The organism is Facklamia sp. P13055, from assembly GCF_050409445.1.
In the GTDB taxonomy this organism is placed as follows: Bacteria; Bacillota; Bacilli; order Lactobacillales; family Aerococcaceae; genus Facklamia.
This window is the reverse complement of sequence record NZ_JBNUPL010000001.1, coordinates 138,887-154,703: the sequence shown is the minus strand read 5'-3', so window position 1 is coordinate 154,703 and position 15,817 is coordinate 138,887. Positions and strand designations below refer to the sequence as shown.

Below are 15,817 nucleotides of genomic sequence, written 5' to 3'. Positions count from 1 at the left end.
TCATCATACTTTCTGTAATCTATTTCTAAAGTCTAAGTTATTATAGCAAACTATACCTCAAGTTGAAACTTTATCCGTTAAGTCATAAATTAACATTTATTATTTTGTGATTTTATCACTATTTTTTGCTAAGATAGATAAGCAATGTTTCAAGAAAAAGGAGTTTTTTCGTGAAAATTAAAAGTAGAAAATATTTTATTTTAGTGAATATATTTATTAGCTTCTTAATAGCAAGTATGTTAGCCTATTTGATGAAATTTATTCCCATAGGAGATCAACAAGAACGTACCCTGCTCACCGTTGATTTAAGCCAGCAATACATCGATTTTTTCAGTTTGTATCAACGAGCACTCACAGAAAATCCTAGACTCTTCCTTTATTCTTTTGAAAAAGGAATTGGTGGTGAGATGATTGGCTTATGGGCGTATTATTTAATGAGTCCCTTTAATCTGATTTTACTATTTTTTAAAACTGAAAATTTAGATTTCGCCATTCTATTTTTAACCCTCATAAAACTGCTAGCCATTTCGGCCAGTTTTTATTATTTTGTTGAAAAAAAATACACCATCCAGCCAGTCATGAATATAGCTTTTAGTCAAGCCTATACCTTCATGTCTTATACCATGGCCTACCAACTGAATATCATGTGGTTAGATGGATTATTCTGGTTACCACTAATTGCACTAGGTCTAGATTATCTACTCAAAGAGAACAAACCGCTTCTTTATGTTTTTAGTTTAGCGATTGCAATGATCAGTCATTATTACATAGCTTATATGATTTCGATCTTTTTAATGGGTTATAGTCTTTTTGTCATTTTCGAAGATGAGAAACACCTTTCAATCAGAAAAGTTTTTTCGCAATACTTTTCTTTTATAAAATATTCACTGCTTTCAACCGGATTGTCAGGACTCTTTTTACTCCCTACTTTTATTTCAACTCTGAGCAGCAAAAATGCTCATAAGAAAGGATCCTTCGATTTTATTTTTGATTGTTCAAGTGAACACTCCTTGATGGATTTACTGGCCAAAAACTTTATCGGTGCTTTTAATTTTAATCAGTTATCCAACGGTTCAGCCAATTTTTATGTGGGCATGACTGTGGTAGTTCTTCTTATCTTATACTTTCTCTCAGCTAAGATAAGAATGAAAGAAAAACTAATCAGCTTTATGTTATTAGTCTTTTACTTTGCCTCCTTTACTTTCACTAATTTAGATAAGGCATGGCACCTTGGTCAATTTCCGATTTGGTATCCTTCTCGTTTTTCATTCTTAGTTTCATTCTTTTTATTAATTTTAGCGATTCGCTCTTATAAATACGTTCATAAGATCAGACTCTATCAAATACTCACCATAGTTTTTTCTTTAACAGTCTTTTGTTTATTTTATTTTTTGAATGATAATTATAGCTTTTTAAGTGATGCAAAAATCTTTTATAGCCTCATCTTCATGCTCTTAATTAGTTTTATTTTCTATCTTAATCGCAAGCCCAATAAGGGTTTGCTTTTCCTAATACTCCTTCTAACATGTGGAGATATGACTCTAAACGGTTACTTCATTTTGTCATCTAATGATCATTATGTGCAACCTTCTCGATTTAAAGATTATATTGCCTTATTGGATGAGATGATTGCCCCTGTTCAACCTAAAGAAAATGAATTCTATCGCATCCATAAGACCTTTAATCGAACAAAAAATGAATCCTTTTTCGCTAATTATCCTAGCGTCAATCATTTTGGATCAACCTTAGAGGCTTCTACTAGCCAACTGTATGGTTATTTGGGAATTCCACACACTAGTAATTCCATTTATTACACCAGTGGGACCCTGTTTACCGATGATTTTTTGAATATTCGCTACCTCATCGATATCACCTCCAATACAAATATGTATGCCACGGTTGAAAGTTACGCTTTATATCGAGAAGTCAGCGATTTTGATATTCGAGCGCATCAAAAACTCAAAAAAGAAAAGCGCTATGTCTACTATAAAAATCCGAATGTTTTGGGACTAGGAATGGAAGTATCTCCTGTGGTTATAAAAGCTAAGTTTAAAAAATATAAGCCCATTGAAAATCAAGAAATCTTATTAGACTTGCTGAACTTTGACGGTGAAAAGCTACAATTCTTTGAACAAAAAAAATTCAAAAAAATTGATTATCTAAATCTGAATGTGACCAATAAAGGAGATGGGGACTTCTATACCTATAAAAAAGAAAATCCCAAAAGGGATGCTTCTTTTGCCCTATCCTTTGATACTGAATCAAACAATCCCTTTTATTTTACTTTTCCCAATCATTTTTCTAACAACAGAGTTGAACTTATACTAGATAGTAAGCCTTATGAGTTTTATTCGCCTACTAACAGCCGCCAAATTATGGATGCGGCTTTTAAAAAATCAGGTAAAGAACATTCACTTAGAGTTAAGTTAAAGAAAAACACTTTTAAAGCCAACCTTATAAATCTCTATGAATTCAACCTTAAAAACTATCAGCAGTTAATCACAAAAAGAAAAAACAAGTCTCTAAAAATTACTTCTTTTGAAGAAAATACTTTGGAAGGCCAAATTAATATTGAGCAAGAAGAAGGATATTTGCTGATGACATTGCCTTATGATCCTTATTGGCATGTTAAAGTGGACAATCAGTCTGTAGAAGCCCTTCCAGTTTTAAATGATACTTTAATGGCTATTCCAATGACCAAAGGTAAACATACAATTAAGATGACTTATTTCCCCGACTCTATCTATTATGGTGGCTTGGTTAGCTTTCTAGCTATTGCTTTATTAATAGTAGATCAAAACAAATTTCGCCATAAAAATAAATAATTCATGTTATAATAAATATAGGCGTCCAACTTGCATAATGCTGAATAGTTGGATAAGATAGCTCTATTAAATTATAGAATAAAGGATGTTTTATTTGAAAAAATTATTTTTTATCCTTAAAAATGGCTTGAATAATCCACGCTTTTATATCGAGAGCCTCAATGTCAAATGGAAGCAAGTATTAGTCCTTCCTTTAATTATCACCATTTTAATGGCTTTGAATTTTGGAAAAGCCCTTTTTCCAACACTGCGATCCATTCAAACAGATATTAATGAAAGCATTAATTATCTACCTGATTTCCACATTAATGCGGGTGAACTCCAGCTTAATGAAGGCGAGAAAGCTCTATATTATGAATCACGACAATTTCAATTAATTATAGACGATCAGTTGACCAATCTTTCTGAAGGAGAAGGTTTAATTTTAAAGTCAGTAGATAATAGAGACCCTCAATTGACGAGCACCTTCAACTTGTTACTAGTTAAAAACCAAATACTGGTCTATACACCCGAAAATGGTCAGGTTTTTGCCTTTAATCATGATATGGTCACTAATAAAGAAAATCTAGCGGCCGTTTTGACTTATGCTAGTCAATTTAGTTTAACTCAACTCTTCTTTACTATAATAATGACTTGGATAGCCGCGGTCCTCGCTCACTTTTATTTTCTAGTTATTACCTCTTTATTAACCGGTATCTTGAACATGCGTTTAAACTTTCCTTTACCTTTTATGGTGCGAATGAAGTTAGTTATGGTTTGTTCTTTTGTGCCAATCTTAATGATAGAAATCATTAAATTATTATGGTCAGGCTTTTATGTTCCTTTCTATCTCTTTGTGGGCCTAACACTCTTTATTATCTACCATACTTTTAAACAACATACTCTCTTCATGCATCAATTGTTATCTCATATGGATATCAACATTATCAAAGAAGAAGATATTAAAACAGATGAAGACAAAAAGGACTCCTAATTCAGGAGTCCCTTAATTTGTCTTATTTTTTCGTTCTTGTCTAGCTCTCAATTTATTTTTACGTCGGCCAACTGAGCGTTTATGCTCTTTTATTTCTTGCTTCAGTTTATTTTTATAGCCTGGCTTGACTTTAGTCTTCTTAGCGCGATTAATTAATTGTTTTACCTTAGGATCTTGTGTTTTTTCTTGTGTATTTTTGCGAACGGAGCGTCGACTCCGATGATCAACTTCTTTTAACTCACCCTTACTATATTTGACTTCAGTAAATTTAATACCCTTGGCTTCTAAGCTCTCAATAGCCGCTTCATCGTCAGGCCCCATAAAGGTATAGGCTGTGCCGGTTAAGTCATTTCGCGCTGTTCGACCGACACGATGGACAAAGAATTCTAAGTCCTTTGGCAATTCGGTATTAATAACGTGCGAAATACCTGGAATATCAATTCCTCTGGCCGCAAGATCAGAAGCCACCACATATTGAAACTCTAGATTTCGAATTTGTTTCATTAAACGATTTCTTTCTCTTGGTTGCATGCCACCATGAATGGTGGCTATCTTTAAGCCCTTGCTTTTTAAAAATTCACTTAAGTCATCGGCATAATTTCTAGTATTACAAAAAACAATTGCTAAATAGGGCTGACCCATTGTTAATAGATTATAGACCATTTCCTCTCGTTTGATCCCTTTGATATCAATTAAGTAATTTTCCACTTGGTCAGTTAGCACTTGCTTCGGTTTAATCGTAATCTCTTTGGGTCCGGTCATGTATTTATTTAAGAACACTGCTACCTGCTGAGGAATCGTAGCAGAAAAAACCATCATTTGCAGATTCTCTGCCATTCTAGAAGCAATTTCATCGACAATTGATAAAAAACCCAAATCAAAAGTCATATCCGCTTCGTCCACAACCATCGTCTTAGCTGTTTGTACCCATAAAGCATTGGCTTGCATCAGATCAAAAATTCGCCCTGGCGTTCCAATTACTAGATGCGGTTGTTGGTTGGCTAATTTATCTATCTGTCTTTCCTTATCCGTTCCACCTATAAAACGTGAAATTCTGATACTCTCACTTTGATCACCTACTAATTCCGTCGCAAATTCATAAATTTGATTGGCTAATTCACGACTAGGAGCTGTAATAACTGCTTGAACTTTTTGATCGCTAGGATCTAATTGCTCCAATAACGGAATAAGAAAGGCATGTGTTTTTCCTGACCCAGTTTGAGACTTTACAATAAGGCTCTCGCCTTTTAAGGCAAGAGGGATCACTTCTTCTTGCACCGGGGTCAACTTTTTAAATGATATTCTATCCAGTGCTTGCTTAATAAATGCTTTTATATTTAATTCATTAAAATTCATATATTTCTCCTCTATATATTCTTTTGCTTATAATAACGTCATTCGTAAAAAAGTATACCATAAAGCTATCTGATAAAATATGACGGATTCTTAATCTTGAATCCAAGATCTAATTTGATATAATAAAAACTATGTAAAAATGGAGGCATCATAAAGATGAAAGAATATCGCTTAATTATGACTATTTTTGGGGCTAGTGGTGACTTAGCCCACCGTAAATTATACCCTGCCCTTTATCAATTATATAATAAAGGCTTTTTAGCTGACCATTTTGCAATAATTGGGACCGCTAGACGAGCATGGGACGATGAATTCTTTCGTCAAGTGGTTAAAGAAAGTCTTTCACAAGCTAAACAAGCGAATGAGAACATTGAAGATTTTCTCTCGCATTTTTATTATCAAGCTAATGATGTAAAGGAAAGTCGACAGTATAACCAACTTAAAAAGCTATCTCTTTCTCTCTCAGAAAAATATCAAACTCAAGGAAATCAGATTTTTTATATTTCTTTATCTCCTAAGTTATTCCCAGTTATTACCAGTCAATTAAAAAATCAAGGCTTACTCACTGACCAGGGATATAATCGACTAATTATTGAAAAACCTTTTGGATATGATGAAAAAACAGCTGAAGAATTACAGACTCAGTTAACTCAGTCCTTTGATGAAAATCAAATTTATCGAATTGATCATTATCTAGGTAAGAGTATTGTCAATCAAATTCTACCCATTCGGATGAACAACTTTCTCAGCCAATTCCTATGGGATCCAGCCAATATCGACCACATTCAAATCACTTTAGATGAAGAAATTGGAGTCGAAGATCGTGGAGCCTATTATGAAACTAGTGGGGTCAGTCGCGATATGATCCAAAATCATGCCCTGCAATTATTAACCTTGATCACTATGGACCTACCTGCTAATAGGAGTAATGAGGCTTTAAGGCAGAAAAAAATTGATCGATTGAAACAATTGAAACACTATGCTGACTTAGAAGTTTTAAAAAAACATGTGGTACGTGGGCAATACATACAAAGTGAAGACCAAAGTCACGTAGCTTACCGTCAAGAAAAAGACGTTGCCAGTGACTCGACAACCGAAACCTATATGGCTTTAAAAATAGCTATTGAGCAAGATAAATGGGCAAACACCCCCATCTATTTGCGCTCAGGTAAGCATCTTAATAATAAACAGACCGATATTAAAATAATCTATAAGAAGCAAGCTGAAAATGTTCCAGCTAACTATTTACAAATTGAATTAGCTCCTCATGCTGGCATTCGTTTGTGCTTATCCCAGTCTGATTCTACCCATCGTAACGAAATTAAAGAGCTCAATTTATGCTATCATCTTCCACGAGAACTTACCAAGGTTATACCAGGTGACTATGAAAAATTACTTTTTGACTGTATGAACGGCGACCTGAGTAATTTCGCTCACTACCTAGAAGTCAAGTATGCTTGGCAATTTATCGATTCCATTCATGCTCTATGGCAAGAAGAAAAAGATCCCGATTTGGCTTTCTACCCTGCCCAGTCTAACGGACCAGAAGCAGGTGACTATCTGATCGAAAAGGACAATCGCTCATGGTTTAATGAATAACAAAACAAAATAAAGATCCTTTCACTTTAACCTGTACTAGGCACTGCCCCCAAATAGTGAGGCAAACATAAAAACACCTCCGTTGAATTCGTGTGAAATGAATTTAATGGAGGTGTTTGATTAGGGTTAATCACCTAGCTTACTCTGCAGAAACAAAATCGAAATGTATTGAAATGAAAAATGAAGGCCGGACTAATAAACAAATAATAGATGAATGAAACATTAAGAACACATCTCAAGTAAAAACTTGCTGGCCTTGGGATCGTTAAAGTCAAACCTAGCGCTTCAATCAAGCTGGAGGTAAAGAATAGACTTATGGCAAAGGATTCGAAGAACTTAGCGAGATAGATCCACTCAAAATCAAATTAAAACGTCAACAAGCAGCCTAACAAAGGTATTTTTTATTCTGTCCCATTTATGGGGTGCAGTGCCACGTTAAAGGGAAAGAACTTTTTATCGATTAGATTATTAAATGTTTTGATCTTTTAAAAACTGAGCATTAACTTTAATCATTTGATCAATTAGCTCTTTTTTCTCTTCATCATCATAAACATTGGCTCCCGAAGCCATTTCATGACCACCGCCATTAAACTGGATCGCTACTTGATGAATATTTGGGCCTTTTGAGCGAATACGTGCACGATACTCTCCATGTGAGTCTTCTTTTTCAATAAAAATAACCCATGTTAATACTTCTTTTAAACGTCCTGGTAAATTGGTAACCGCATTGGTTCCATCAACCGTCATTCCTCTTTGAATTAAATCTGCTTGTTTCAAGGTCATTGTTGCTACTCCCTTTTCATACAATTCAATTTGATCAATGGCAAATGATTGGAAATTTAATTCATTGAGTGATAACTCATTCATCTTGCGGTTAATTTGAGTATTTTCAGCTTGATGAGCCATCAAATAAGCTACCGCCTCAAAGGTTGCTTGAGTGGTATTTGAATGGAGGAACCGTCCTGTATCACCGACAATGCCCGCATATAGGAATGTAGCAGCTTGTGGTGAAAGGGTCAATTGACCTTGAGAATGCATGATCATTTTAGTAATGAGTTCTGCAGTTGAAGAACTTAGAATTTCAACAATTTCCAAGTCAGCAAAGTGCTCAACTACCAGATGATGATCTATTTTGATTAAAGTATTATTTTGAATGTGATCATTTCCGTCAATCCGTTCAAAAACTGGTGTATCTAAAATAATTACCAAAGCATCTTCATAATCCTGTCTGTCAACATTATCCATACGGCCCAACCACTCAATTCCCTTGCCCATCTTGCCAGCAGCTAGGACAGTCTTATCTGGAAAATTATGTTTGATTGTGGCCTTCAGCCCTAATTGTGAACCAATCGCATCTGGATCTGGATTGATGTGTCGATGAATAATAATACGATCATATTGATCAATTAGACTTATTAACTTTTCGATTAAGCTTTGCTTAACTGTCATTAGTTAGACTCCTTCTGTCTTTTATTTACCATTTGTGAACCAACTGTTGCTTGAGCGACCAGAATATTTTCAACAAAAACTTTCACTTGAGAAATTGCCGAACGTCGATTGTAGTTAGAAATTTCAACTTGAAATTCAATCAAGTTTCCTAATTGAATAAATGTGAAATAATTAAGATTAAGTGATTCAAGAATATTATTATGACCTGTTAAATCCTTTACCTTGATAATTGCAACTTGGGCAATCAACTCACAAAGCCCTCCATAGGATAAAGTCCCCAAAGTATTAACCATCTGGGGTTGGACCTCAAACTGATAATCATAACGATTTTTAAAATCATTACGGTTAACTTCAACCAAGTGTTTTAACAGATCGTGTTCGAAGGTATTAGCTGTTTGTGGTTGCTGTTGAATATTTTGTAAGGCCTTCATAACATCTTGGCGAGAAACGACACCCAAAAGTTGCAAGTTGTCAGCAACAACGGGAATCATTTCAATATCTTCCCAAATCATCTTATATGAAACAGATGCTAAACTCATATGCGGCTTAACAGTAATGACATTTTTACTCATCGCCCGTTCAATTGAAACACTGTTACCTCTTCCCATTAAATCATTAGCAGTTACGACTCCTACTAAACGCTTATTGGTCACCACTGGGAATCTTGATAAACCAGTTTCACTCGATTTCTTCTTAAAATTCTCAATAGTATCTGAAGGCTCCAATGATACCGTTCTTTCAATAGGAGTATAGACTTCTTCAACTGTTACAATTTCTTGCTTAATCATTTGCTCGTTGATTGATTGATTGATTAATGAGGCAACAGTATAAGTATCATAACTAGTCGTAATAATGGGTAGCTCTTCTTGGTTTGCTAGTCTTATAATATCGTGGTCTGTTTTAAAGCCACCTGTTATTAATACAGCGATACCATTCTTTAGGGAGTGTCGGTGAACTTCAGACCGATTACCAACAATAATCAGGGTCTGACTTTCAAAATATCGCTCCATAGCTTGCAAGGTCATCGCTCCAATAATGAATTTGGTCAGGGGTTTATCCAGTCCTTTTTCCCCCCCTAAGACCTCGCCATCAATTAGAGGGATTATATCACCAAAGGTTAAATGGCCGACTGATAAGTGATTTTTCTGTTCAATACGTATAGTCCCTACCCGTTCAATAGTCGAAACAAGTCCCTTTTCTTCAGCATCTTTGATAGCACGATAAGCAGTTCCCTCACTCACTTGCAATTGCTTAGCTATGCCTCTGACAGAAATTTTGTTTCCTATGGGCAAGGATTGAATGTATTGGATAATGCGTTCATGCTTAGTTCCCAAAGAATCACCTCAAAATCTTATTTATTAATAATATATCTTAAAGCCACATCTAAAATCATTTTAATCACAAAACCTACCATAAAACTCATGGTTGCTAAGTCTGTATTGCCTTCTGTTTGTGATTCTGGAATTAATTCTTCCACTTGAACGAAAATCATAGTCTTCAGCATAATGCAAGTGCGAAACAAACTGATCCATTAAGCGTAAGAAGACACCACCAACTAAAAAGCCAACTGCTGCTGGAAACCGTTCAGGAATTTTAAAACCAACACTGGCAAGTTATTCTAAAGCAGGAGCTAAAAGTAACCAGAAAGAAGCTGCCACCTTAATTTCACCTGCTAATCCCTGCATCATGGCTAGTAATTTATTGTCTACTTTCTTTACTAAAAAACAAAAGATGCAGCAAATACAGTACATAAACATGTTCCTATGCCGACTATACCCGACTGAAAGATGGGGTTCAGCTGAAGAAACCCTTCCATTTTATATCCTTCTATTAAATATCTAATTGAATGGGTAAGGGTTCACTTTGAGGGTCTAATAACTTGGATACTGAAATTCCTAATAAACGAATCTCTCTATTTGCCTCACCGTGATCTTCCCACAATTCTATAGCTTTATTCATTAATTGATAACGATCATTAGTTGGATAGGCAAAGCTGTCTTGCCTGGTCACTGTTTCAAAATTACTGTAACGTATCTTAAGAGTGAGCGTTTGACAATATAAATCTTTAGCATTTAGATCTTGCGATATTTTCACTACTAGTTGGCGTACTTTTTCCTTAATAACCTCCTCATCTAAAAGGAAAGTTTGAAAGGTTTGTTCAGTTCCCATCGATTTTCTTTGCCGATTTTGACTGACAGGCACATTGTGAATACCTCGAACCTTAAAATAAAGTGAGTGTCCCATTTTTCCAAATTTAGCAATTAATTCTTCGAGTGAAAACTTTGCTAGGTCTGAGCCAGTTTTAATGTTATGGCTTTCAAAAATACTTAAAGACTTAGCGCCTACCCCATAGAAATCTTTAATTGGGAGCGCATGAAGAAAAGGTATGGCTTCATCCGGAGAAACCAAGGTAATACCATTCGGTTTATGAAAATCTGAAGCCAATTTAGCAATAAATTTATTATAAGAAACTCCTACTGAACAACTTAGATGAATTTCTTCATAAATTTGAGCCTGGATAAGACGAGCGATTTTTAAAGCTGATTCTTCCTTTATATGATTTTTCGATACATCCAAATAGGCTTCATCTAGGGATAGAGGCTCCACTTGGTCAGTGTATTGATAAAAAATTTTGCGAATTTCTTGCGAAACCGAGCGGTAATAAGCCATATTGCCTTTGATAAAAACAGCTTGAGGACAGCGCTTATAAGCTTCCAAAGAAGACATTGCAGAATGAATACCGTATTGACGCGCTATGTAATTACAAGTGGTCACAATCCCCCGTCCATTAGTTAATTTTGGATGTTTAGCAATAACTACAGGTTGATTGCTTAAGGACGGATTATCACGAATTTCAATGGAAGCATAAAAGGCATCCATATCCACATGTAATATTTTGCGACTTGTATCCGGTTTAGGATCATCGAAAGTAAGTAAGCCATATCTCATATTTAGCCTCCTAAAGGCTTCATATCCTAATAATAATACTATAAAGCTAGATAGAATAAGTGAAAAAACATTTATTAATAAGTAATAATTACCTACTAATAAATGTTTCAATTATTCATTTAAGATGCTAAGACTTACACATTAGCATCCGTTTCTAACTTCCCTTCAACAGTGGTTTTATTTTCAGAAGAGTAGACGGTTTCATCATTTGTACCCGCACTCTTAAGAACATTTGCTACCGCACTGATTTCAAAGGTTAAATATATACCTTCACAGTCAATTACAACAAGGCCTTCTTGCTGTTTTACTTCATCTACTATTCCATGCAATCCCCCAATTGTAACTACTCCATCACCTGCTTGCATTGCCTCAATCATTTGGCGCTTTGCATCGGCCGCTTTTTTTTGGGGACGAATCAACATAAAGTAAAATAAAGCGAACATAATAAGCATTGGTAAAAAAGCAAAATAACTATTTCCCATTAAAAATTCCTCCTCTAAATATCTCTTATATTATAACAGTTTTTTAAGACTTTCTCCATTAAAATTCTGGAGCATTTGGTTTGTTATAACCATATTCTTCACGAAAAGCTTGACGAAACTCTAATAAATTATCTTCTCGAATGGCTTGACGAACATCACGCATCAATTGCAATAAGAAATGGGTATTATGTATCGAAGTTAAACGTAACCCAAAGGTTTCTTGACTCTTCATTAAATGGCGAATATAAGCGCGACTATAATTACGACAGGTATAACAGTCACATTTAGGATCAATGGGGCTATAATCACGTGCATATTTAGCGTTTTTCACCACTAATCTTCCTTGCGAAGTCATGCAGCTACCGTTTCGAGCAATGCGAGTAGCTAAGACACAATCAAACATATCCACACCACGAATGGAACCATCAATTAAGGCATCAGGAGAACCAACCCCCATTAAATAGCGTGGTTTGTTTTTAGGAAAAACTGGCATTAAGTAATCTAGGACTTCATTCATTTCCTCTTTAGTCTCGCCCACTGATAAGCCGCCAATGGAATAGCCTGGGAAATCTAAAGCAATCATGTCTTTAGCGTGTTGTAAGCGCAAGTCTTTATAACCTGCCCCTTGGCAAATGCCAAAGAGTGCTTGTTTTTCAGGATTTTGATGTGCTTTTAATCCTCTTTCTGCCCAACGACTAGTTCTAGCAATCGACTTTTTAACGTAATCATAAGGCTGATGATAGTCTGGGCATTCATCAAAGGACATGATAATATCTGATCCCAAAGCATTCTGAATTTGAATGGCTTTCTCAGGAGATAAGAATAATTTTTCTCCTGAAATATGATTACGAAAATGAACGCCTTCTTCTTCTATATCACGAATCTCACTCAGAGAAAAGACTTGAAACCCTCCTGAATCGGTTAGAATCCCTTGATCCCAGTTCATAAACTTGTGAAGCCCGCCTGCTTGCTCAATAATCTCTTCACCAGGCCTTAACCATAAATGATAGGTATTACTTAATATCACACCCGCTCCCATATCTTTTAACTCTTCAGGTGATAATGATTTGACGGTAGCTAATGTTCCTACCGGCATATACATGGGGGTTTCAAATGAGCCATGTGGAGTATGAAGTATCCCTAATCGAGCTCCCGTATGTTTTTCTTCTTTGATTAATTCATAAGTTATAGCAGCCACTATTTACCTTCCTTTCTATTATTTCAATTCCACTTTAAAAATTAATGGATAATTTTTTCCAGTTAAATAAAATTGATCCGCTTCAATATGAGCAATCCCATTTAAGACATCCATTGTTTCTCTTTGTTCTGCTGTAAGATCCAACTGATCGAGCATAGGAGTCAAATCATATGTTTTAAGTATTTGACCACTTTGGGGATCAATTTTAACAATGCGATTATCATACCAAATATTAGCGTAAATTGCATCATTGGCATATTCCAACTCATTTAACTGATCTAATGGCTCTCCTTCTAAATTCACTTCCACTTGATCAACTAATTTAAAGTTGTCAGGATTATAAGTATAGATAGTTGATGACCCATCAGACAAGTAGAACAGATCTTTTTCCTCATTATAAGCTAATCCCCATCCTTCACCTTTTATTTCATAAGTGTTGACTAGTTCTTTGGTCTTTACATCCCATTTGAAAACTTTGCCCTCTTTCCAAGTTAACTGCCAAAGTTCATTGTCACGCAAAGAAATCCCTTCTCCAAAGTATTGGTTATCTAATCCAATGGAGCGGTCTAACAAGCCTTTTTCCCAATTAAAATAACCCCAAGCTGATTCTCCGTATAAACCTGTGCCGATTAAGAGTTGGGCCTCTTGATCAAGCTCAAATCCTTGTATAAATAAATTTTCCTTGATAGGGTATGTCTCAATTAAATAGACCCCTCCTAAGCTACCATTAGCTATAACGTTTCTTGTAAAAGTAAGACTAACTAACAATAAAATAGTGAAATTCAATATTTTAAACATCATTCATTCCTCCTATAAAAAAACTTGATAAATCCTTAAGAATATGCTGACTTGAATCTTGATTGAATCTTGGTAAAATAATAACAAACATTGTAACTGAAAGGAAATTGAATATGACTTTTTATCAGTTTGCCGTAGCCATTTTACGCTGTCTCTTTCGTCTTTTTAATGGGAAATCCTATATAATTGGCAAAGAAAACATTCCCGATCCCAATCAATCAACTTTTATTCTAGCAGCCACTCACCGCTCTTTTTGGGATCCATTATACTTGGCCATTGCACTTTATCCACTTGAAATTTCTTTTATGTCAAAAGAATCAATTTTTCATAATTCTTTGTTAGCTAGCATTTTACGAAAGGCACATGTTTTTCCAGTTAATCGAGAAAAACCTAGTCCTAAAACGATCAAAATAGCCGTCAAACAATTAACTGAAAAAAATTTGAATTTAGGTATCTTTCCTTCTGGTAGTCGGTACACAACTGAAATTAAAGGTGGAACTGCTTTCATTCAACGTCTTTCAAAAAAAGACATCATCCCAATTGCTATTCAACCACCTTTAGACTTTAAATCATTCTTTAAGAGACAAGGAGCTAAAATAGCTTTTGGACCTGCCATTAAATATAATCCTGAATTAGATTATAATAAAGATCAACTAGCTAAAATAGACCAGGAATTGGCCAAGGCTTTTGATAATTTGGATCATCAATTAGACCCAAGCTTTAGCTATGTTCCTGCTAAAAAGAAATAATTATTACGCTTTATAAAAAAACTCCTACCCTTGAAGCTGTCGTTAAGCTGCTCTAGGGAGGAGGTTTTTAATCTTAAAAATAATTTATTGTATACTTGATTAAAGAAAACCTAATTTTCTGCGCCTTTTCTGCTCCTTAAGGACAGAAAACAGTAACAAAAATTGTGAAAGAAAAAACATATTTTCAAACAAAGCTATTTCGATTGCATCTTCATAGACTGCATGATTTGCTGAACTTTTTTCTTGGAAGGCTTTTGCCCCATTTGCGCCATCATAGTCGTAATCATGCGCTCATCAATAGGTGGATTTTCTTTAAAATAATTCATCATATACTTCCGAGCAATAAAGAAACCTAACACTGCTCCTGCTACCAATGCTAAAATAACAATTAAAACCCATGAAAATGTTGACATACCATCTCTCCTTTTAAAAATTTAACCGATTAAATACTCTAACCTATTAATCTTTACGATTATGTATTCCTTTAGCTTTTTGAATTCTTTTAACTTTTTCAGGTGTTAAATCATTTCCATCTGAATCGACAATTTTAACTCCCTCAACCTGTCTTACCATGTGCTGTCTGAAGACTTTTAAGTACTCTTGTCTTAATTGATTCTGTTCTTCTTTTTCTGAATCCGTAAGGCCTTTAGTTTTTTGAAGTTTAGCTAACTCATTAATTCTTGCTAGTTTTGAAGATGAAAGCATAGCGATCCTCCTTTGCTACGAACATTTGTTTGATTTATAATTCTACTTCTGCTACAATTAAATTATCCTATAGAAAGAGTGAGTGAAATGATTAAGATAACGACCAAGCAATTAAACGTGCTACAATCTATTTATGAATTACTCAATGAAAATGGTTATCCACCCACTGTTCGCGAAATTGGAGCGCGTGTTGGACTTTCTTCTCCATCCACTGTCCACGGTCATCTTGACCGATTAGAAGAAAGTGGACTGATTGAAAGATCTGCCAGTAAAACAAGGACGATTGAAATAACGGCCTTGGGAATTAAAAAATTGGGCATCAAATCCGATAAAGTACCTTTACTCGGCTATGTTGCCGCAGGTGCTCCGATTCTTGCTGAAGAAGAAGCTATGGAATATTATCCTAAGCCTACCGATCTTCAATATGATTCAAGCGAATTATTTATGCTGATCATTAAAGGTGAATCCATGGTTAATATTGGCATTTTGGATGGCGATATCATCACCGTCCGCAGACAAGCAACTGCCAATAATGGTGAAGTCGTTGTTGCTATGACTGAAGATAATGAAGCAACATGTAAAACTTTTTATAAGAAAAAAGATCATATCGTACTTCGCCCTGAAAATGATACCATGGACGATATTATCTTGCCCGACGTTTCAATTTTAGGCAAAGTAGTTAGTCTTAATCGCTATTTCTAATCAACTCAATTAAAGATTAGCCTAACCAGAGA

At 35.1% G+C, this 15,817-nt stretch carries 15 protein-coding genes and 1 pseudogene; 5 read left to right on the top strand and 11 right to left on the bottom strand.

All coding sequences use genetic code 11. From position 1 onward, the window contains the following. The first annotated feature begins 170 nt into the window (after positions 1 to 170). Both ACQV2O_RS00730 and ACQV2O_RS00725 read left to right on the top strand, forming a co-directional pair. Complete coding sequence (locus ACQV2O_RS00730; RefSeq protein ID WP_428874689.1) at positions 171 to 2,825, top strand: YfhO family protein; 2,655 nt, start codon at positions 171 to 173, stop codon at positions 2,823 to 2,825. Between the two features lie 94 nt (positions 2,826 to 2,919). Then, complete coding sequence (locus ACQV2O_RS00725; protein WP_428874688.1) at positions 2,920 to 3,798, top strand: DUF1189 family protein; 879 nt, start codon at positions 2,920 to 2,922, stop codon at positions 3,796 to 3,798. A gap of 12 nt (positions 3,799 to 3,810) precedes the next feature. On the opposite strand, the gene ACQV2O_RS00720 is transcribed toward ACQV2O_RS00725, so the two are convergent. Beyond that, entirely contained in the window at positions 3,811 to 5,154 is a 1,344-nt protein-coding gene (locus ACQV2O_RS00720) for a DEAD/DEAH box helicase (protein ID WP_428873793.1), read from the bottom strand. 156 nt (positions 5,155 to 5,310) lie between these two features. On the opposite strand from ACQV2O_RS00720, the gene zwf reads away from it, so the two are divergent. Then, positions 5,311 to 6,753 carry a glucose-6-phosphate dehydrogenase gene (zwf, locus tag ACQV2O_RS00715; RefSeq protein WP_428874687.1) on the top strand — a complete coding sequence of 481 codons (1,443 nt, stop codon included), beginning with the start codon at positions 5,311 to 5,313 and terminating at the stop codon, positions 6,751 to 6,753. A 468-nt stretch (positions 6,754 to 7,221) separates the two neighbouring features. Here zwf and ACQV2O_RS00710 read toward each other — a convergent pair whose 3' ends face one another. The 8 genes and pseudogenes from ACQV2O_RS00710 to ACQV2O_RS00675 all read right to left on the bottom strand — a co-directional run bounded on the left by ACQV2O_RS00710 (position 7,222) and on the right by ACQV2O_RS00675 (position 13,632). After that, positions 7,222 to 8,202 (bottom strand): DHH family phosphoesterase, encoded by a 981-nt coding sequence (locus tag ACQV2O_RS00710; protein WP_428873795.1) that lies wholly within the window; start codon positions 8,200 to 8,202, stop codon positions 7,222 to 7,224. Further along, on the bottom strand, positions 8,202 to 9,536 hold the full coding sequence (locus tag ACQV2O_RS00705; protein WP_428873796.1) for a DRTGG domain-containing protein: 1,335 nt from the start codon (positions 9,534 to 9,536) through the stop codon (positions 8,202 to 8,204). Before ACQV2O_RS00705 ends, ACQV2O_RS00710 begins: the two co-directional genes overlap by 1 nt. Before the next feature lie 17 nt (positions 9,537 to 9,553). Continuing rightward, positions 9,554 to 9,694: pseudogene (locus ACQV2O_RS00700) on the bottom strand (hypothetical protein); the annotation flags it as partial. Positions 9,695 to 9,815: 121 nt separating this feature from the next. Next, positions 9,816 to 9,953 carry a hypothetical protein gene (locus ACQV2O_RS00695; RefSeq protein ID WP_428873797.1) on the bottom strand — a complete coding sequence of 46 codons (138 nt, stop codon included), beginning with the start codon at positions 9,951 to 9,953 and terminating at the stop codon, positions 9,816 to 9,818. A 79-nt stretch (positions 9,954 to 10,032) separates the two neighbouring features. Further along, the gene (gene dinB, locus ACQV2O_RS00690; protein WP_428873798.1) at positions 10,033 to 11,151 is read right to left on the bottom strand and encodes a DNA polymerase IV; all 1,119 of its coding nucleotides are present in this window, start codon (positions 11,149 to 11,151) and stop codon (positions 10,033 to 10,035) included. Positions 11,152 to 11,285: 134 nt separating this feature from the next. Further along, complete coding sequence (gene yajC, locus ACQV2O_RS00685) at positions 11,286 to 11,633, bottom strand: preprotein translocase subunit YajC (RefSeq protein WP_428873799.1); 348 nt, start codon at positions 11,631 to 11,633, stop codon at positions 11,286 to 11,288. 58 nt (positions 11,634 to 11,691) lie between these two features. After that, entirely contained in the window at positions 11,692 to 12,831 is a 1,140-nt protein-coding gene (gene tgt, locus ACQV2O_RS00680) for a tRNA guanosine(34) transglycosylase Tgt (protein ID WP_428873800.1), read from the bottom strand. A gap of 18 nt (positions 12,832 to 12,849) precedes the next feature. Beyond that, positions 12,850 to 13,632: a glutaminyl-peptide cyclotransferase gene (locus ACQV2O_RS00675; protein WP_428874686.1), complete on the bottom strand. Its 783-nt coding sequence runs from the start codon at positions 13,630 to 13,632 to the stop codon at positions 12,850 to 12,852. A gap of 110 nt (positions 13,633 to 13,742) precedes the next feature. Here ACQV2O_RS00675 and ACQV2O_RS00670 point away from each other — a divergent pair, with 110 nt between their 5' ends. Then, positions 13,743 to 14,378: a lysophospholipid acyltransferase family protein gene (locus tag ACQV2O_RS00670; protein WP_428874685.1), complete on the top strand. Its 636-nt coding sequence runs from the start codon at positions 13,743 to 13,745 to the stop codon at positions 14,376 to 14,378. Between the two features lie 194 nt (positions 14,379 to 14,572). Here ACQV2O_RS00670 and ACQV2O_RS00665 read toward each other — a convergent pair whose 3' ends face one another. Continuing rightward, positions 14,573 to 14,791 (bottom strand): YneF family protein, encoded by a 219-nt coding sequence (locus ACQV2O_RS00665; RefSeq protein WP_428873803.1) that lies wholly within the window; start codon positions 14,789 to 14,791, stop codon positions 14,573 to 14,575. 46 nt (positions 14,792 to 14,837) lie between these two features. Then, positions 14,838 to 15,083 carry a DUF896 domain-containing protein gene (locus ACQV2O_RS00660; RefSeq protein ID WP_428874684.1) on the bottom strand — a complete coding sequence of 82 codons (246 nt, stop codon included), beginning with the start codon at positions 15,081 to 15,083 and terminating at the stop codon, positions 14,838 to 14,840. A gap of 87 nt (positions 15,084 to 15,170) precedes the next feature. Between ACQV2O_RS00660 and lexA the strand changes: the two genes are divergently transcribed. Then, a complete protein-coding gene (gene lexA, locus ACQV2O_RS00655; RefSeq protein WP_428873805.1) occupies positions 15,171 to 15,785 on the top strand; it encodes a transcriptional repressor LexA in 615 nt (204 codons plus the stop codon). Positions 15,786 to 15,817 lie beyond the last annotated feature (32 nt).